Genomic DNA, 17,439 nt, shown 5'->3' with positions numbered 1-17,439 from the left:
TTTTTGCTTTTCGAGCCCGGCTTCCATTCCCTCGGCTCCTCCGAAGTGGATAGAAATCGCCATTGGCATATCATGCCAGTCGAGGAGCCGTTCGATGCCGAGCACGCAACGTCGTTTTGACAGGATCGATGCTCTGGTGCGGAGCGGCCGCTATCAGAACGCCGGCGAGGTTCTGCGTGAAGGCTTGCGCATGATCGAGCGGCGGGAGTCCCTGGAGGCTGCGAAGCTCGAGGCGCTACGCACCGCCGCCCGAACCGGCGCTGCCGCATTCGATCGTGGAGCGTTCACGGAATTCGCCGACGTGGCGGCGCTCGTCGCGCATCTGGACGAGCTGGCCGATCGCGTCGTTTCCGGCTCGGGGTCGAATTGACGCCGCATGGCGCATTCGTCTCGGCGAAGAGGCCGAGAAGGATTTCATCCACATATTGCAAAGCACGAAGGACAAATTCGGCGAGCGGCAAGTTGGCCTCTATCGTCAGACGCTTCGTGGAGCTCTCGCGACGCTGGAAGCCGGTCCTGACGTCCTCGGGAGCATCGCGCGCGATGAAATTCTGCCGAAGCTGGGAACGCTTCACGTCGCACGCAGAGGGCGTCGCGGACGTCATCTCGTCATATATCGCGCCGCGCCGGGTCATGTGATCGAGATCCTTCGCATCCTTCATGACGCCATGGATTTGGCGCGCCACCTTCCGCCAGAGCTCGTCCCAGACCTCTGATCCGGGCGCTTTTCCTCGAGAAGCGCGGCCCTTCGTCGCTCTTGAAGGCGGAAGACGTGACATTATCCTCGATGTGTCCGTTCGCTCTCGTCGGGAGGCTCCGCGCAATGGCCGCGATCACGGAATGCCGCATCGCTCACCAGACGCCGAAGAGGCTGCGCCTCGCCGTGAAGGAGAGGCTGCGCGACCGGGCCTTTTTCGAGGCGCTGCGCGAGCGTCTGCGCGACTATTCGCCGGTGACGCGCGTGGATGTGAATCCCGCTACGGCGAGCGTCGTGATTCATTCGCGCGACTCTGGCCTCGTGCTCGATCTGCTGAGGCGCGAGGACATTGTGACGATCATGGGTGAGCCGCAGCGGCTCGTCGCGCCTCGCGAGACGGCGCCCTCGCCGCTCGCGGCGGACGCCCGGCTGCGCCAATGGAGCGGCGGCCGGATCGATACGAAGAGCGCCTCAGCCGCGCTGGTCCTCGGCATCATCCTCGTCGTGAAGCTCGCGCGCGGGAATCCCGCCTCGGCGGGCATGCTGCTGCTTCTCTATGTCGGCGGCAAGATCGTGAAGCGCCGGCTGCTGCTCGAACGCAGCCGGGCGCGCGACCGTCTCGCCGGCGAAGCCGGCGCGTGAGCACGCGGCCGAGTCCGCGCCGACGCGCCGCCGCACGGCCTTGAACGCCCGCCGAGAGTGGATAGATGGCGATTCGATGACACTCGGAAGGAGGACAGCATGGCGCTGTTGGAGGATGTCTTCGAGGAGGCCTTGGGTCCGGTGGCGATCGGCATCGGAGCCCTGATTGTGGTTCCGGCTCTGTTTCCCGGCGTGCGGCGGGCGCTGCGTCCGGTCGCCAAGGGCGCGATCAAGGCCGGGATCGCCTTCTATGAGACGACGCTCGCCAATGTGACCGAAGCCGCCGGCGATCTGATCGCGGAGGCGCGCGCCGAGCGCGAGCAGGAGAGTCCGCACGGCGAGCAAGAGCACGAGGCCTCGCGCAGGCGCGAGCGTCCTGCGCGGCTGGAGCAAGAGCCCACTCCCGCCTGACGCGCGACAATGATCGTCGAGGGCAAAACGCTCTCGACGATCCGATAAGGCGCAATCAGAACGCCCATTTCATTCCGGCGAACACCGCGCGGCCATAGGCGGCCGGTCTGCTGCAGCGACATGCCGCCTGGTCCCCGCGTCAAAGCCGAACGAAGCCGCGCCTTCGTGTCGGGAACGCCGCGACGGCGAACGAGCGCTCGCTTTTCCACAGCCAACGCCTCGATGTCCAAACTCTTGCCCAGTCGAGCCAGAAGGTCAGGCCAATCGCGATGACGGACGCCTGAGACGACCACGGATCGGCTCCTTGCGGTCGGAGCCCGATCAATGTGACGTCGCCGCAAGACATAGGTAACTTTCCTAGCGAGCCTGTCAATCGAATGTACCGTATCTAGGGCGCGGGCTGGCGCCCAAAAATGCGTTTCGAGATTTGTCGTCGTTCCGCTTTGCGAACCAGCAATTCCTGCGATTCGAGGCTGTGGTAGATGCGACAACCACATTTGCTGCTCGTCGATTTTTCTCTGATCGCGAAAGCCGACGTCGCGCATGGCCAAAGTCGCGCGCGCTCTCCCGATGCGATCGTGTGGACGTGGCCGCTGTTCGACGGGCAGGGCGCGAGCTGCCGCAGGCCGGAATCTATCGCGCAACATGTCTCGCCGACGAGCAGCCAGAGATGCAACGCATTCTGAGCGATCGGCCGATCGAGAGCATCGCGTGACATCACTCGACGACGCGGCGAAGGCGTAAACGACGCCGGCCGCGCCTCGAAGACAGGGATTGGGCTTCGGGTGAGCGGCTTCACCCGAAGTGCGGTAGCATGGGACGAACGTCGACATCGTCGTTTTCCTGTTCTCGAGGCGCTTATTCGCAGTCGCAGCGCGACTCTCGAGGAGCCATCGACGAGGCGGGAACATGCGTGACGCTCGTCGTCTCCGGGCGCGTATCCATCCGGTTCGGAAAGATCGTGACTCTGAGCGACGCGAGGCGACGCGCCCCTTGGCGGTCGTTCGCAATTCCGATGAGACTTGGTTGCTGACGTCGGCGTCACAAATTGCGGCGCCATTGCAGATCGAACGGCGCGCGTTGCGGAAGATCGACAAATGTCGAGCCGCGATGCGTCGAGACATTCGCGGGAGGGCCGAGGTCTTGAATATCGACAGGCGAGGCTCGGTCACGATGGCCAAGGGAGCGAGGCGCCGGCATGTGCTGGCGACGTCCTGCATAGTGCTGGCGCTCGGCGGTTGCAGTGAAAGCGTCGGCTCCTTCAATGATGAGACAGGGTCTTTTGCTCGCGATCGCGCCTACGCTCCGGCGGCGCAATCGAAGATTCCCTTGTCGAACCCGTCGGATGCCGACTACAAGATACAACCGCTCGATGTTCTCGAAATTACGGTCTTTCAGGTGAAGGAGCTCGACGGGACGCGACAGGTGTCGAGCACCGGCCATGTCTCGATGCCGTTGATCGGAGAATTGCAGGCGAAGGGAAAAAGCGTCAAGGAGCTGGAGACTGCGATCGCCGCTCGGCTCGGCTCGAACTATCTTCATTCCCCAGACGTCCATGTTTCGGTGAAGGATTACCTGAGCCAGCGATTTACGGTCGAAGGCTCCGTGACGTCGCCGGGCGTCTACCCGATAACGGGCCGGATGACGCTGCTGCAGGCGATCGCCCAGGCCAAAGGACTGACGAGGTCCGCCGATCGAGACGTCGCGGTCTTTCGGACTGTCGACAATGCGCGTGTCGCCAATCGATATGATCTTTCGGCCATTCGCTCGGGCGAACGGGAAGATCCGGTTCTCGTCGCCGGAGACATCGTCGTGGTCGGAGAATCTGCGATCAGATCCGCGTGGACAGAGTTCAAAGACCTGTTCGGCGTTGGAATACAAGGGGTGGGGGTCGCGGCGCGCTTTGTCCCTTAGAGCGCTTTCCGATCGAACGGAATCATTCGGTCGGAATTCGCTCAAACTCGAGAATGTCAGTCGCCTGCAATCGACGAATTCGAAGCCTCTCGACAGCGAGCCTTCAGGCTCGCTCTTTCAAGCCCATCAAATTCGATGACGCTGGCCACGAGATCTAGCGCGTGATTTGGCGCGCATTGCGCTTGCCATTTTCTGGCCGAATGCAAGCGGCGAGCGCCAACGCGACCGCCATGATCGGCTCATCTTCATGGTTGGTCTGTCTTCAGCTTCCTCCGCAGATCGCCAAACGCCTCTCCAACGGTCAAACAGGCTGACGAAATGAAAGTCGAGAACGGGCATCAGTTCGATCACTCGGGTTTGCCGAGCGCCGGCGCCGGCGCTATCCCGACCCATAATGTGCCCGGGCTTCAGCTGCTCGCTTCCAACATGACCGGAGCGAACGGCAATAGCGATTTCAATGTCCTTGTCTATTGGCGGCTGCTTCTCCGACATATCAAGCTGATTGCGAGCGTCGTCTCGGCCTTTGCCGTGCTCGCATTGTTCGTGACGCTGCTGAAGACGCCGGTCTACCGGGCGACCGCGGTTATTCAGATCGAACGACACGAAACCCGCTTCACGCAGAGTCAAGGCGTTGAAACTGGTGAAGAAGGCGGGAGGGGCGACGGGGAGTTTTACAAGACGCAGTATGATCTTCTGCAAAGTCGTTCGCTCGCGGAACAGATCGCGGTAAGGCTCGGACTGCTCGACGATCCGAGATTTGTCCCACCGCAATCGCAGGGATGGGCGCGACGCTTGTGGGGCGTTGTTTCGGCAGGACCGTCCGAGGCCGATGCATTGTCCCGCAGACGCGCGGCGGTGGCGAAGTTCGCCAGCAATCTCGTCGTCGAGCCGAAGCGAGGGTCCCGGCTCGTGATGATCCATTATTTCGATCCTGATCCGAGCATGGCGCAGTTGATCGTCAACGGGGTCGCCGATGTTTTCACCAGCCGCAATCTGGAGCGCCGATTCGAGGCGTCCACATATGCGCGCAGCTATTTGGACGACCGGCTTCGGGAGTTGAAGGCGAAGCTGGAAAAAAGCGAGGCCGAGGTCATTGCTTACGGAGAGCGCGAGCAGCTCATGAGCGCCGGCCTCGGTGACAACAAATCGACCCTGGCGTCCATCAACCTGGCGACGGCGAACACGAACCTGAGCAACGCGAAAATCGAAAGAACGAGGCTGGAGCAGCTTTGGGCTATGGCTCAGACCGATAATGTGTATGGCCTGCCGCAGGTGCTCGACAATAAAGGGATGTCGGCAAACCGGGAAAAGCGGGCGAACCTGGCCGCCGAATACCAGCAGAAGGCGCCGCTTTTCAAGCCGAGCTACCCGGCGATGGTCGCAATCAAATCGCAAATGGACGAGCTCGATCATCAGGCTGCCAAAATCATCGCCGTCGTGAAGGACTCCATTCGAACGCAATATCTTGCCGCAAAGAATCAGGAAGCCGAGTTGGAGAAGCAGCTGCAGCAGTTCAAATCCAATCTCATCAACGAACAGGCTCGCGCCATCCAATATGACATGCTGCAGCGAGAGGTCTCGACCAATCGAATCCTCTATGAGCAGATGCTCCAGCGCGCAAAAGAGATCAGCGTCCTCGGGGCATTGGACTCGAACAATATTTCCGTGGTCGATCCTGCAGAAAGGCCGAGCACGCCCCATTCCCCGAATCTGTTCAGGAACCTTCTCGTCGGCGTGCTCGTGGGCTTCGCCTGTGGCATCGTGGCCGCCCTGATCATCGAGTATCTCGACAATACCGTGAAATCTCCGCAGGACGTCGAGACGCGACTCGGGCTGACGCTGCTGGGGCTGGTTCCGGCAACCGAAGACGAAGCGTCGATAAAGGCGGCGCTGCAGGATCGACGTTCCAACGTATCGGAAGCCTTGCGGTCGTTGAAGACGGCGCTGCAATTCTCGTCCCCGAACGGACTGCCGAAAAGCATTGCCATTACGAGCGCGAGGCCGGGGGAAGGCAAGAGCACCACGTCGTTTGCCCTTGCGAAAATCTGCGCGGAGCAGGGAATGCGCGTCCTTTTGATCGACGCCGATCTCAGAAAACCCTCGCTTCACCTGGCAATCGGGCTTTCGAGCTCGGTAGGACTGAGCAGCTACCTCGCCGGAGCCATGCAGGCTTCGGAGGTTGTGCAGCGAACCGACATCGAGAATCTATTTTTCATCGCCTCTGGTCCATTGCCGCCAAATGCCGCGGACCTGTTCAGCGGTTCGAAATTTTCGTCGCTTATTTCGCTCGGAGGCGAGTTTTTCGATCTGATCATCGTGGACGCGCCGCCCGTCCTCGGCCTCGCCGACGCTCCTTTGATCGCAAACGCGACCGGCGAGGTCGTCTTCGTGATCTCGGCCGGGGCAACCCGTCGAGATGTCGTCGGCATCGCGCTCAAGCGTCTCGGCATGGCTCGCGCGCATCTGCTCGGTGGAGTTCTCAACAGGTACCGCCTCGATCGTCAGCCGTATGGCGATGTCAGCGGTTACGGATATGACTATGGTTACGGAACCGACGCCGAGCGCGACTCGCCACAACTCGAGCGTTCGACGGAGTCGTCTGCGGCGCGCTGATGGCGAAACATTCCATTCAAATCGCCCTGCAGCTCGTGCAAATGCCCTGGCTGGCTCAGGAACTGCGGCATCAGCCGGTGCCGGATGACGTTCTCGACCTGATCAAGGCCGCCGCCGGTTGCCACGATACATGCCGCGAGTTGCAGAAATTGACCGGGCGAAAGCCGGAAGTCGTCCGAGCGGCCGCGATGCACTATCTGCATGTCGCCTTGCTTTTTCCGGGCGCTCCGCCAGCGCGCGTTCTCGGTCTACGCGGTTCCGAGGCGCGCGAAATCGCGCTTCGACACAAGCATTGGCTGATCAAATGGCTTCATCCGGATGTCAATGGCGACGTCTGGGAGGCCGCTCTTATGGCGAGAGTCGTGACGGCGTGGAATGATATGGCGGCCGATTCCCGATCTTTCGATCATGGACCGTTCGACGGCCTGCTGCAAAAAGGCGTGATGCGACCTGACGAAGATCGACATGGCTCGCGGCCGCATCTCGCCGCACCGCGAAGCCGAGTGGCGGCGAGGCCGCATGCGCGATCGCAAGCGAGAGGTTCCGGACAATCCAGAATCGTGATCACGATCGTGTCCGCGATGGCGATCGCGGGGATAGGGGTCGCCGTCGCCATGCTGCAGGACCGCGCATCGGACGCCCATTTTCTAGACGCAGAATTGTGGCGCGCGAGCCTGGCGCCACGACCATCGATTGTCGAAATGCGCGACAGCTGCAGGAAAGACGCCTCGGCTGAATGCAGCAACGCAGTCGTCGAGCGGTAAGATGAGGAACGACAGTCCCCTCGGCGGACGATCGGCGGTCGCCGTCGAATTCGGAGCCGGCCTCGTCTTGACGCTGGGCCTGTTCCGGATCGCATGGCTCATATTGGCGACGACCGTATCGGATCATTACGGAGCGCGGGAGGCTACAGCGGCGCTCGCTTGGCGTGCGGACAATTCTGTTGCTCTGTTGTCGTCAGCGGAGGAGCATTTCGTCAGAGCGACCTCGACGACGCGCGCGGAGCGTCAGCGGAGCATCTTGTTCCGACCAGCGAAAGACAAGGAGCTCGTGCTCGACGAAGGGGCGCCGGCGCGCGCTGTAAATGTCTTGCTGGCAAGAGCCGAGCGCCCGATTATCGGCGATCTGGCTTCGATCGCGAGATGGATCGATCTGCAGTCCAGCAGGGGCTATTACAGCCGAGCAGCGGCGGTTGTGGCTGCGGTGGAGGCGCAGGTCGGGCCGAATTTACTCTTCCAGCCTGCGTTCGACGCCGGCCGTCGCTCGCCGGCGCCAGCGCGTTATGTGCAGGAGCATCCGAGCGTCAATCTTCGCGACAGCGATCTGAGCACGGCGAAGGCGTTCGCGCAGCTCAGCCTGATGTCCGATCCGTCGCAGCAGCGCGCGCTCGTGCTGCTCTCCGACATTGCCGCGCGCATGGGCGATCGGCCTCGATCCGTCGCGCTGCTGCGCCTCGCCGGCGATCGCTCGCTCCGAGATGTGACCTCGCATACGAGACTGCTCGACCTTCAGGTGAGCCATGCCGACTATCTCGGAGCGATAGCGACCGCCGACGCATTGTCGCGGCTCGGGGGAAAAATTCGCTACATAATCGGCGAATTCCTGACGAGCGCCGCTATCGACGCTCGAAGCTATGCGGCGCTGAGCGAATTTCTGGCCGAAGGGCCTTCATGGCGTCGCTCGCTTTTCGAGCGCCTCAGCGATTATCAGGACGCGGACTCGGGATTGAGAGTGCTGGCGGAGCTTGCCAAAAAGCAAGACGCGGTTCGCGCCGACGACCTCGCTCCAATTCTTCGACTCTTGACGAAGCAAGGTCGAATCGCGGAAGCGTATCTGGCCTGGATACAGTTTCTTCCGGACTCCAAGAAGTCCAAAGCGAGGCTTCTTTTCGATGGCGACTTCACGGAAGGTCCCTCCAACATTCCCTTCGAGTGGAATGTGACGGAGTTCCCAAGAGGCAGCATCGGATTCGTGGAGGAGCCGAACTCAAGTGGAAAAAGGGCGATTCGCATCGAGTTCGTCGGCGCGCGAAATCCGAAGCTCTCCGTTCATCAATATCTATCTTTGTCGTCGGGGCACTATCGACTGAAAATGGAAGCGCGCGCCGATAGCTTGCGCGCCGCGCGCGGCGTCGTCTGGCGGATTTCATGCCGTGGCGAACGGGAGCGTGTGCTCGCGGAAACGGAGCCGTTGCGCGGAACCACGCCATGGCGGGACCTCGACGTCGACTTCGAAATGCCTGCCGACGGCTGCGATTTTCCCGTGCTGCGATTTGCGCTCAGCGCAAAAGTCGCGCCCGAGCTGGTGGCTAATGGAACCGTGTTTTTCCGGAACCTGCGGTTGGTTCGCAGACCCGGTCCGAGCGTCGACGTCACGGGGAGCAGCCTTTTGCCAATGGTGGATTAATCCCGAGGAGGACGTCGATCGACGGGATATGAACGATGACGATCGTCGCGAGGTATTTCAAATATTCGAACGCCCGCGGCCGCAATGGCGACCCCGATGCAGGCGCGTCCGGCACAGGGTAGGGAATGAGCGCATGCTCCGGGAGCTCGCTCGAAAGCGCCGTCAGTGCGCGCGCCATATGTCGCCGCGAGGTAATCAACAGCAATGCGCCCGGCGCCTTGCGGCGCTTCACCCAACATCTCGTCTCGAACGCATTCTGAAGCGTGTTGTCGGCGTTCTCGCCCCACCGCACACAGCATTGGATGAGGCTCGGCAAATCGGCAATGTCGGGATTGCGCGTCGAGAACTGACTGACGATATGAGTCGGGCGTAGGCCGGCATTTGCATTCAGGCCGGAAATATATAGAAGCGGAATAGCGCCCGCGTTCACGAGCCGAAGGCCGGCGTCGACCCTTTCGAAGGCGCCGCTGAAAACGACGGCCGCCGAGGCTCGTCGTACCTCGGCGGCGGACGGAACGACGAAATCGTCAAAACTCTGGAATCTGTCGACTCCGACCAGGGTTGCGCTTACGAAGAGAGTGCGCGTCGTCGCGGCGATCACGAGCGGAATGATTCGGATAGGCGTTCGCCTCGGACGACGAATCGAGGATGGCGTTCGCTTTGCGTCTGGAAAAAGCAACACCCGAGGCCGCCGTTCTCGTTGTCGAAGCCAATCGCGTTTGTTTGATAGCATTTTCGCGAGAAGGCTACTCTTTTTTCGCGGCCGGGAATCGCTGACATGAGGGCATCCGGGCGCCGATCGGATATTTCGTCACCGCAATAGTGACTGCCCAAGAGGCGGCGCCGCGCATTCGACGGGATTCGACATCCTTCGTTTTTCGCCCCTGCAGGACTGGAAGCCTGGCGACGCCTATCGTCAATTGCCGATCTTGTCTTCAGTGAATTTGATAGAGAGCGAAGCAAGCCATGAGCATCACCGACAATACCGCAGACATCAGGCTCGCAATCATCGGGCTGGGTTATGTTGGCCTGCCTCTGGCGGCGGAGTTCGGAAAGCGTCGCAAGGTTGTCGGCTTCGACATCAATGCCGCACGTATCGCCGCGCTCCGAGCCGGGCAGGACATGACGCTCGAAGTCTCCGAGGAAGAGCTGAGCGAAGCCGTCGGGCTGAGCTACTCGACCGAGCTGTCCGATCTGGTCGACTGCAATTTCTACATTGTGACCGTGCCAACTCCGATAGACGCGCACAAGCGCCCGGATCTCTCGCCGCTGATCAGGGCGTCTCGCATCATCGGCAAGGTGCTCAACAAGGGCGACATCGTCGTTTACGAGTCCACCGTCTATCCTGGAGCGACGGAAGAAGACTGCGTGCCGGAGCTCGAAGCGGTGTCGGGCTTGAAATTCAACGTGGATTTTTACGTCGGCTACAGCCCGGAACGCGTCAACCCGGGCGACAAGGCGCATCGGGTTGCGACCATCAAGAAGGTCACGGCGGGCTCGACTCCGGAAGTCGCCGAGCTCATCGACCGACTCTATCGCGAGATCATTGTCGCAGGAACCCACAAGGCGTCGAGCATCCGCGTGGCGGAAGCCGCCAAGGTGATCGAAAATACACAACGCGACCTCAACATCGCCTTGATCAATGAGCTGGCGATCATCTTCAACAAATTGGGCCTCGAGACGGAGGCGGTATTGGAGGCGGCGGGCACAAAATGGAACTTTCTGCCCTTTCGGCCGGGACTTGTCGGTGGACATTGCATCGGAGTCGACCCCTATTATCTGACCTACAAGGCCGAGGCGATCGGCTACCACCCGCAAATCATCCTCGCGGGCCGCCGGCTCAATGACGGCATGGGGGCCTATGCCGTCTCGCAGCTCGTCAAAGCCATGGTCAAGCGCCGCATTCAGGTCGAAGGCGCGCGCGTTCTGGTGATGGGGCTGACGTTCAAGGAAAACTGCCCGGATCTGCGCAACACGCGCGTCGTCGACATCGTCCGTGAGCTCGAAGAATACAATGTCGTTGCGGACGTCTACGATCCATGGGTCAGCCTCGAGGAGGCTCGACATGAATATGGCATCACGCCGGTGGTGGAGCTGCAGGACGGCGTTTACGACGCGATCATTGTCGCTGTCGCGCATGATCGATTTCGCGCAATCGGCGTGAATAAAATTCGCGCGCTCGGTAAGAGCACGCATGTGCTTTATGATCTGAAATATATTTTCAAGCCGGAGGAGGCGGACGTTCGCCTGTAGAAGCACGGATCATTGTCGCAGAGGAGACGATTTGAAATGTCTCGACACGCAGAATCCGTCACGACGGAAACCCTGGATTTCCTACGCGGCGTCGCCGCCGTCTATGTTCTCGTCAATCATACGAGAGGCGCGTTCTTTAAAGGGGGAAAGGCGGTTTTTCGCGAAGCCGGTTCGTCGGCTCTGTCGTTCTTCGATTATTTTTCGCTTTCCATCCTGCAAGGCACGTCGCTCGGGACGGAGTTCGTTATCCTTTTCTTCTGCGTGAGCGGCATCGCCATGGCGCACTCCATGGCGTCGGCGCCCGATCCGCTCCTCTTCTACAGGAAGAGAATGATCCGCATCTGGCCGCCCTTCATCGCGGCTGTCGCCTTTGCTGTCGCGCTTTGCTACGGCATGGGGCTCCTGCGCCCGGATAACGTGTTCAGCGCCACATGCGCTGAAAAGTTGTGTAGCGCCAATGAAATTGTAAAAATGGTGTTTTATATTAATCCATCGTCCAGCCTCACGCCGCAATTTTGGTCGCTCCCTTATGAGGTTTTGTTCTATATTTTTTGTCCGATCATTCTTTTTTCTGAGGGCAGCATGCGCCTCGCATTTGCCTGCTCGGTAGGATTCGCGCTGGTTGGACTCGCCAGGTACGGGGTCGCCATCAATCCGTCCGGATCGATATTTATCAATTTTCTGATCAATGAATTGTTTTGGTTCCTCTGCGGCGCGATCGGATTTTACTATTACGCCAAAATTCCGAGACTGTCCCCGATCGCATTTTGGACCAGCTCGGCATGTCTGATCGTATCGGCGTGGTCGATCAAATACGTAATTGGTTACTCGAACTTTTTTTCTAATTTTGTTATGATTTGCTTCACTCTGCTCGCAGTCAGAAACCTGCCTGCGGAACTTACGAGGGGCAAGTTGCGCAGTTTTGGAGCTTTCAGCTATTCTATATATGTATTCCATTATGCAATACTAGTTGTCATCAGTTTTGCATTATTTGAGGTGTTCCATGTCAGGGGTTATGAAATCAGCTCGTACTGGGCATGGATAGTTTTCCTTGTTCCGACGCTGATGATATGTTGGCTTCTTTATCTTCTGGTCGAAAAGCCTTGCAACGACTATCTCCGCCGCCTGAGAGCCGCCGGGCGCGCGGCGACGCAACAAATTTCCGAAGCATAGAACGGTTCCGTCTGATCGGATCGCGGGAGAGCATGGCGGTCGACTGCATTTGAAGGCGCTTTCAATGACGCATTATGAAGACGTGCGCCAGAACCTGCGCGCAACGACGCGAACATGGCTGGTTACGGGAGTCGCCGGATTCATCGGCTCCAATCTTCTCGAGACGCTTCTCGAACTCGATCAGAGAGTCGTCGGGCTAGACAATTTTGCGACTGGTTACCGACGCAATCTGGATGAAGTGAAGAGCTTCGTCGGTCCGGAGCGGTGGCAAAGGTTCGATTTCATCGAAGGCGACATCCGCGATCTGGATGCGTGCCGCCGCGCCTGCGACGGCGTCGATTATGTTCTGCATCAGGCCGCGCTCGGCAGCGTTCCGCGCAGCATCGTCGATCCCATCGGCGCCAATGGCGCGAATGTCGTCGGCGGCGTCAATATGCTGGTCGCGGCCCGAGATGCTGGAGTCGAGCGCTTCGTCTACGCCGCCAGCAGCTCGACCTACGGCGATCACCCGGCTCTGCCGAAGGTCGAGGAAACGATCGGCCGGCCTCTGAGCCCCTATGCCGTGACCAAGCTGGTCAATGAGCTCTATGCCGAGGTGTTTGCGCGCTGCTATGGCATGAAGACGATTGGTCTGCGTTATTTCAACGTTTTCGGGCCGCGACAGGATCCCGACGGCGCCTACGCCGCCGTCATTCCGAGATGGACGGCTGCGATGATCGCGGGCGACGCCGTCTATATCCATGGCGACGGCGCGACGAGCCGCGACTTCTGCTATGTCGCGAATGCCGTCGAAGCCAATCTTCTCGCAGCGACGACCCAGAGCCCGCCGGGGTCGAACCAAGTCTACAATGTCGCTGTCGGCGATCGCACGAGCCTGAACGAGCTCTATGCAACACTCCGCGGCTTGCTGGCGCCGTCCTTCCCTCATTTGCAGCGCGCCGAGCCCATCTATCGCGACTTCCGGCCCGGCGACGTCCGGCACAGCCAAGCCGACATCGGCAAGGCGGCCGCCCATCTCGGATATGCCCCCGCATATCGCATCCGCGAGGGGCTGAGCTTGGCGATGCCATGGTACATTGCGCAAGCCCAGGGCGGTTCTGCAACGCGGATCGCCGAGCCGAAGAATCAGCTTTGCTGAAATCGGCGGCAGCCGCTCATCTACATCGACAGATTGTCCATCGCCGATGAGGCGAGGAGGAGATTCCGCGGGAGGAAAAAATGCTCGTCGTCGACAATGTCAAAGAGATCGTAAAAAAGACGCCGTTGGCTGTCCCGTACATCCTGGTGAAGAACCTGACGACGAGGGCGACTTCACAAAGCAACGAGGCTGAGATTCTGCGTCGCATCGTGTCTCGGCTCGATATTCCGAAGTGCTTTATCGAGTTCGGCTTTTCTGGATTCGAGTTCAACACCGTCGAGCTTGCCAAAAAACGCGACTGGAAAGGGCTTCTGGTCGATGGCGGCGCCTATAACGTTCGAATTGCCAGGCTCACTCTGCACAGGGGCATTCGGGCGGAGGAAATGTGGATCGATCTGGACTCCCTGGAGCGTATCCTCGATTACGCGAAATCAAAAAAAGTCGGCGTGCTGTCCGTCGACGTCGACGGCAATGATTTCTGGTTCTTGGAAAAGCTCATAACGATCAGGCCAGCTGTGATCGTCGCAGAGTTCAACGTGTCGCTCGGATTGAGGCCGATAACCGTCCCCTATGATCCCGCCTTCGATCGAAAGAAGAAGCACGAGACAGGTGAATATTACGGCGCGTCCATAGCCGCCATCGATTATTTGTGCGCCAACAACGACTACAGCTTGGTCGAGATCAGCCGAAACGGAGTGAATGCGTTTTTCGTTCGCAATGACGTTCTTGCCGGACACTGGAAAAAAATCGACATCGACGACGTTCCGCTCACGAAGTCATATCCCGACGGATCATTGGCGCCGACGGATAAATTTTGGCAACAGATAAAAGCGATGCCTTTTATCGACGTGACCAAGATGGCTGCGGCGTGCGTTTCGTGAATTGGGTCGTATTGCAGAGAGCGCGCTTCCATCCGACGGGAATTCAGTCGGTCGCCAGCAAGTTCGCAGGCTCCCGATCGTACAATGTCCGTCCCGCAGTCCGAGAGGCGAAATGAGCGTCGGGCGTCACACATTGGTGAACATTGCCAGCGCGATTCTGCCGATGGCGCTCGGTCTCGCGACTGTTCCGCTGTACCTTCACGCGATAGGCGGAGAACGTTACGGCGTTCTCGCCGTGATTTGGGCGCTATTGACCTATTTCAGCTTCCTGGACCTTGGTTTTGGAATAGCGGTAGGTCAGCGTATCGCGAGCCTCTCCACGAACAGCAGCTCGGAGCCGAGCAGGATGTTATGGACAGCTTTGCTCAGCACGGTTTTCCTAGGCGCGATCTCGGGCGTCCTGCTGTATCTCTTCTCGGGCTCGCTGCTCGAGCTCACCGGCGTCGTGCCTGCCGGCAAACGCGAGGAGGCGCGCGCCGCCCTGTGCTGGCTGTCTCTGGCGCCGTCGTTCCTGTTGCCGATCACCGCCATGGCGGGCGCGCTCGGGGCGAGACTGCGTTTCGAAGAGATCGGCGCCGTTCAAGTGCTGGGCAACTCATGCAGCCAACTCTTCCCTCTCGCAATTGCGTTGTCGGGAAGAACCGACCTCGAAGCGCTCGTCCCTGCGGCTCTCGCATCGCGGGTCTTGGTGGCGATGCTGCTGTTCTGGCTGTGCCGCCGCCATGTTCCTCTCGTCGGCCGGCCTTGCATCGATTGGGCGCATTTCAAAGGCATGCTCGGCTATGGCGGCTGGGTGTCGATGAAGGCCTTTCTCGGCCCGGTCTTACTGACGTCCGATCGTTTTCTCATAGCCTCTCAATGTAGCGCCGCAGCGGTCGCCAATTATACCGTACCCTATGATCTCGTCTCCCGGACGCTGATCATCTCCGGAAGCTTTTCGAGCGCGCTTTTCCCGCGTCTCGCCTCCGCAAGCCGGGCGGATGCCCGCGCTCTCGCCTATCGATATGGCAAGGTTCTGCTCGCTGTGATGACGCCGGTCGTCATAGCCGGCGTTTCTCTCTCCCGGGATTTCTACGATTTCTGGCTGGGGCCTTCGTTTTCCGAGGCGGCTTTCGGCGTGTCCGAACTGTTGCTATTGGGCGTGTGGTTGAACACGCTGGTCATTCCTCATCACATCGCTCGGATGGCGTCGGGCGACGCGCGTACGGCGGCGATCGTATATCTTTGCGAGATGCCCGCCTATTTTGCAGCGCTGTGGCTCGGACTAAAATTTTGGAACATTCAAGGCGCAGCCGGCGCTTGGTCATTGCGCATTCTGCTGGAGACATGTCTGTTGCTCTACGTGAACGACGCATTGTCTAGAACATCCAGGCTTGCTGCTCCCTACCTGGTTTTGGTGGCGATCGCCATGGCCGGCGCCTGGTGGCTTCCTCGCGCATTGTTCGCGCATCTCGGCTTGGCGGTCGGCCTGATCGGGGTTTGTCTGCTGATGGATCGAGAGTTGATCTTCGCCGAGGCAAAGGCCTTCGGCTTCCGGAAAATGGGGTTCTCGTCGTGACTCACTGGCTTCGACTGGCGTCCAAGATCTTCAGACGGCTTTTTGGAGAGCGGAGAATGACGCTCGCTGAGCGCTTTCCGCAATATCGGATCGGCCGGGGAACATACGGAGGCGACCTTGTGGTCTTCTCTTGGAACGAAGGCGCCGTGCTCGAGATAGGCCATTATACGTCGATAGGTCCGGGGCTAAGAATTTTTCTCGGTGGGGAGCACCGGACAGATTGGGTGACCACTTTTCCCTTCAGTTGGCTGTGGCCGTGCGCACAAGGCTATCCCGGCCATCCCAAAACGAAGGGCGACGTGGTCATCGGGAGCGATGTATGGATCGGCGCGGAGGCGATGATCATGTCTGGAGTGACGATCGGCGACGGCGCCGTAATAGGCGCTCGAGCCGTCGTCGCACGTGACGTTCCTCCCTATGCGATCGTCGTTGGGAATCCAGCAAGGCTCGTCAGATACCGCTTCGATGAGAAGACGATTGATCGATTATTGGCTCTGCGCTGGTGGGACTGGCAGGAGGCGGACATCGCTCAGGCAATGCCGGATCTGCTGAGCGATCGGATATCGTCGTTCTTGGAGAAAGCCGAAACGGGCAGTTATCGATTCTGCAAAGGAACATTCGCGTGATCGAGATCGAATCGAAAACGGAAAAAGAAGGCATTTCTTCTCCGCCATGGTCCATTCCCTGGCCGCCTTCGGAGCTGGAGGCGGTTGCTGCGTGTCCTGTCTGCGGCGACCGAGAGCGCACGCTGCTTCATGACGAAATCTTCGATAAGGTTTTCTTTGTCGCCAAGGGCAAATGGACTCTCTACCGTTGCCGAAGCTGCCGAAGCGCCTATCTCGACCCGCGTCCGAACCCATCGAGCATAGGCGGAGCATATGGCTCATACTACACGCACAGCGAAGCCGTTCGGAAAAGCAACGACGAACTGAGCGCGTTCAATCGAATAAAAAGATCGCTGGCGAACGGCTATGCGAACCGACGCTATGGAACGCAGCGGAAGCCCGCGAGCGATTTGGGAATTTTGGCGGCCTTGATCATGACGCGGCAGCGTGAGATGATAGACGCCACTTTTCGATATTTGCCAAAGCCTGATCGCGGCTCGCGGCTGCTCGATGTCGGTTGTGGCAATGGTGATTTCTTGCTGCATGCGCGCGATGCAGGATGGGCGGTCTCGGGTCTGGAGCCGGATCCGGTCGCGGCGGATATTGCCCGACGAAAAGGCCTCGACGTGCGGGTCGGAATCCTCGACGACACGACAGCCGAAGAGAATGCGTATGACGCGATCACGTTGAGCCATGTCATCGAACATGTTCACCAGCCGAAGTCCGTGCTCATGGCGGTCCACCGGCTTTTGAAGCCGGGAGCAATCGTCTACATCGATACGCCGAATATCGGCAGCCACGGCGCCGAGCGGTTCGGCAAGAACTGGCGGGGGATCGAAGCGCCCCGACACCTCGTCCTGTTCAATCCCTCCAGCCTGTCTCATGTCCTTACGTCCGTCGGTTTCGAAGGGATCACAAAGATTCGTCGAACATCGATACGAAAATCTATCTATTCGAGAAGCGCATCCATTGCCGCCGGCGAAAATCCATATGGCGCCGATCGAAAATCGCTGCCGTTTCTCGAGACGCTCGGCATCGCGCTTTCGCATGTCGAAACGGACAAGCTCGAATTCATCACTTTGACGGCCCGCAAACGAAGCGCGGCGGCATAGCGCCGAGGACGCGACGCTCGTCTTATCGATCGTCGA

The 17,439-nt window shown here is 59.6% G+C and carries 15 protein-coding genes; 14 read left to right on the top strand and 1 reads right to left on the bottom strand.

Annotation, left to right across the window (positions count from 1 at the left end; genetic code table 11):
- The first annotated feature begins 94 nt into the window (after positions 1 to 94).
- The 7 genes from K3F48_RS15085 (at position 95) to K3F48_RS15055 (ending at position 8,683) form a co-directional block, all read left to right on the top strand.
- Entirely contained in the window at positions 95 to 370 is a 276-nt protein-coding gene (locus K3F48_RS15085; protein WP_222576259.1) for a type II toxin-antitoxin system ParD family antitoxin, read from the top strand.
- Complete coding sequence (locus K3F48_RS15080) at positions 276 to 716, top strand: type II toxin-antitoxin system RelE/ParE family toxin (protein WP_370631432.1); 441 nt, start codon at positions 276 to 278, stop codon at positions 714 to 716. Before K3F48_RS15085 ends, K3F48_RS15080 begins: the two co-directional genes overlap by 95 nt.
- Positions 717 to 823: 107 nt before the next feature.
- Positions 824 to 1,339 carry a hypothetical protein gene (locus K3F48_RS15075; protein ID WP_222576258.1) on the top strand — a complete coding sequence of 172 codons (516 nt, stop codon included), beginning with the start codon at positions 824 to 826 and terminating at the stop codon, positions 1,337 to 1,339.
- Between the two features lie 99 nt (positions 1,340 to 1,438).
- Entirely contained in the window at positions 1,439 to 1,750 is a 312-nt protein-coding gene (locus K3F48_RS15070; RefSeq protein ID WP_255609131.1) for a DUF5132 domain-containing protein, read from the top strand.
- Between the two features lie 1,173 nt (positions 1,751 to 2,923).
- Positions 2,924 to 3,664, top strand: a complete 741-nt coding sequence (locus tag K3F48_RS15065) for a polysaccharide biosynthesis/export family protein (RefSeq protein ID WP_222576257.1) — start codon at positions 2,924 to 2,926, stop codon at positions 3,662 to 3,664.
- 318 nt (positions 3,665 to 3,982) lie between these two features.
- The gene (locus K3F48_RS15060; protein ID WP_222576256.1) at positions 3,983 to 6,277 is read left to right on the top strand and encodes a polysaccharide biosynthesis tyrosine autokinase; all 2,295 of its coding nucleotides are present in this window, start codon (positions 3,983 to 3,985) and stop codon (positions 6,275 to 6,277) included.
- Between the two features lie 1,203 nt (positions 6,278 to 7,480).
- Complete coding sequence (locus K3F48_RS15055) at positions 7,481 to 8,683, top strand: lipopolysaccharide assembly protein LapB (protein ID WP_222576255.1); 1,203 nt, start codon at positions 7,481 to 7,483, stop codon at positions 8,681 to 8,683.
- On the opposite strand, the gene K3F48_RS15050 is transcribed toward K3F48_RS15055, so the two are convergent.
- On the bottom strand, positions 8,649 to 9,416 hold the full coding sequence (locus K3F48_RS15050; protein WP_255609128.1) for a YdcF family protein: 768 nt from the start codon (positions 9,414 to 9,416) through the stop codon (positions 8,649 to 8,651). The genes K3F48_RS15055 and K3F48_RS15050 overlap by 35 nt on opposite strands.
- Before the next feature lie 233 nt (positions 9,417 to 9,649).
- Between K3F48_RS15050 and tviB the strand changes: the two genes are divergently transcribed.
- The 7 genes from tviB (at position 9,650) to K3F48_RS24950 (ending at position 17,403) form a co-directional block, all read left to right on the top strand.
- Complete coding sequence (tviB, locus tag K3F48_RS15045) at positions 9,650 to 10,936, top strand: Vi polysaccharide biosynthesis UDP-N-acetylglucosamine C-6 dehydrogenase TviB (RefSeq protein WP_222576253.1); 1,287 nt, start codon at positions 9,650 to 9,652, stop codon at positions 10,934 to 10,936.
- Between the two features lie 36 nt (positions 10,937 to 10,972).
- Complete coding sequence (locus K3F48_RS15040) at positions 10,973 to 12,109, top strand: acyltransferase (protein WP_222576252.1); 1,137 nt, start codon at positions 10,973 to 10,975, stop codon at positions 12,107 to 12,109.
- A gap of 64 nt (positions 12,110 to 12,173) precedes the next feature.
- On the top strand, positions 12,174 to 13,247 hold the full coding sequence (locus K3F48_RS15035; protein WP_222576251.1) for an SDR family oxidoreductase: 1,074 nt from the start codon (positions 12,174 to 12,176) through the stop codon (positions 13,245 to 13,247).
- Between the two features lie 80 nt (positions 13,248 to 13,327).
- On the top strand, positions 13,328 to 14,128 hold the full coding sequence (locus K3F48_RS15030) for a hypothetical protein (protein WP_222576250.1): 801 nt from the start codon (positions 13,328 to 13,330) through the stop codon (positions 14,126 to 14,128).
- 112 nt (positions 14,129 to 14,240) lie between these two features.
- On the top strand, positions 14,241 to 15,686 hold the full coding sequence (locus K3F48_RS15025; protein ID WP_222576249.1) for an oligosaccharide flippase family protein: 1,446 nt from the start codon (positions 14,241 to 14,243) through the stop codon (positions 15,684 to 15,686).
- Positions 15,687 to 15,742: 56 nt separating this feature from the next.
- On the top strand, positions 15,743 to 16,312 hold the full coding sequence (locus K3F48_RS15020) for a CatB-related O-acetyltransferase (protein ID WP_222576248.1): 570 nt from the start codon (positions 15,743 to 15,745) through the stop codon (positions 16,310 to 16,312).
- Positions 16,309 to 17,403, top strand: coding sequence for a class I SAM-dependent methyltransferase (locus K3F48_RS24950; RefSeq protein WP_222576247.1), 1,095 nt, complete (start codon positions 16,309 to 16,311; stop codon positions 17,401 to 17,403). Before K3F48_RS15020 ends, K3F48_RS24950 begins: the two co-directional genes overlap by 4 nt.
- Positions 17,404 to 17,439: the final 36 nt, after the last annotated feature.

The sequence above is a fragment of the Methylosinus sp. Sm6 genome, assembly GCF_019802345.1.
In the GTDB taxonomy this organism is placed as follows: Bacteria; Pseudomonadota; Alphaproteobacteria; order Rhizobiales; family Beijerinckiaceae; genus Methylosinus.
Note: the sequence above shows the minus strand (reverse complement) of the source record. Positions and strands in the feature narration are given on the sequence as shown.

What these genes read in the sequence shown, in the direction of transcription:
- K3F48_RS15075 (WP_222576258.1), top strand. Translation starts at nt 824, where the DNA reads ATGGCCGCGATCACGGAATGCCGCATCGCTCACCAGACGCCGAAGAGG.
- K3F48_RS15030 (WP_222576250.1), top strand. Translation starts at nt 13,328, where the DNA reads ATGCTCGTCGTCGACAATGTCAAAGAGATCGTAAAAAAGACGCCGTTG.
- K3F48_RS15070 (WP_255609131.1), top strand. Translation starts at nt 1,439, where the DNA reads ATGGCGCTGTTGGAGGATGTCTTCGAGGAGGCCTTGGGTCCGGTGGCG.
- K3F48_RS15085 (WP_222576259.1), top strand. Translation starts at nt 95, where the DNA reads ATGCCGAGCACGCAACGTCGTTTTGACAGGATCGATGCTCTGGTGCGG.
- K3F48_RS15040 (WP_222576252.1), top strand. Translation starts at nt 10,973, where the DNA reads ATGTCTCGACACGCAGAATCCGTCACGACGGAAACCCTGGATTTCCTA.
- K3F48_RS15060 (WP_222576256.1), top strand. Translation starts at nt 3,983, where the DNA reads ATGAAAGTCGAGAACGGGCATCAGTTCGATCACTCGGGTTTGCCGAGC.
- K3F48_RS15050 (WP_255609128.1), bottom strand. Translation starts at nt 9,416, where the DNA reads ATGCTATCAAACAAACGCGATTGGCTTCGACAACGAGAACGGCGGCCT.
- K3F48_RS15025 (WP_222576249.1), top strand. Translation starts at nt 14,241, where the DNA reads ATGAGCGTCGGGCGTCACACATTGGTGAACATTGCCAGCGCGATTCTG.
- K3F48_RS15020 (WP_222576248.1), top strand. Translation starts at nt 15,743, where the DNA reads ATGACGCTCGCTGAGCGCTTTCCGCAATATCGGATCGGCCGGGGAACA.
- tviB (WP_222576253.1), top strand. Translation starts at nt 9,650, where the DNA reads ATGAGCATCACCGACAATACCGCAGACATCAGGCTCGCAATCATCGGG.
- K3F48_RS15035 (WP_222576251.1), top strand. Translation starts at nt 12,174, where the DNA reads ATGACGCATTATGAAGACGTGCGCCAGAACCTGCGCGCAACGACGCGA.
- K3F48_RS15065 (WP_222576257.1), top strand. Translation starts at nt 2,924, where the DNA reads ATGGCCAAGGGAGCGAGGCGCCGGCATGTGCTGGCGACGTCCTGCATA.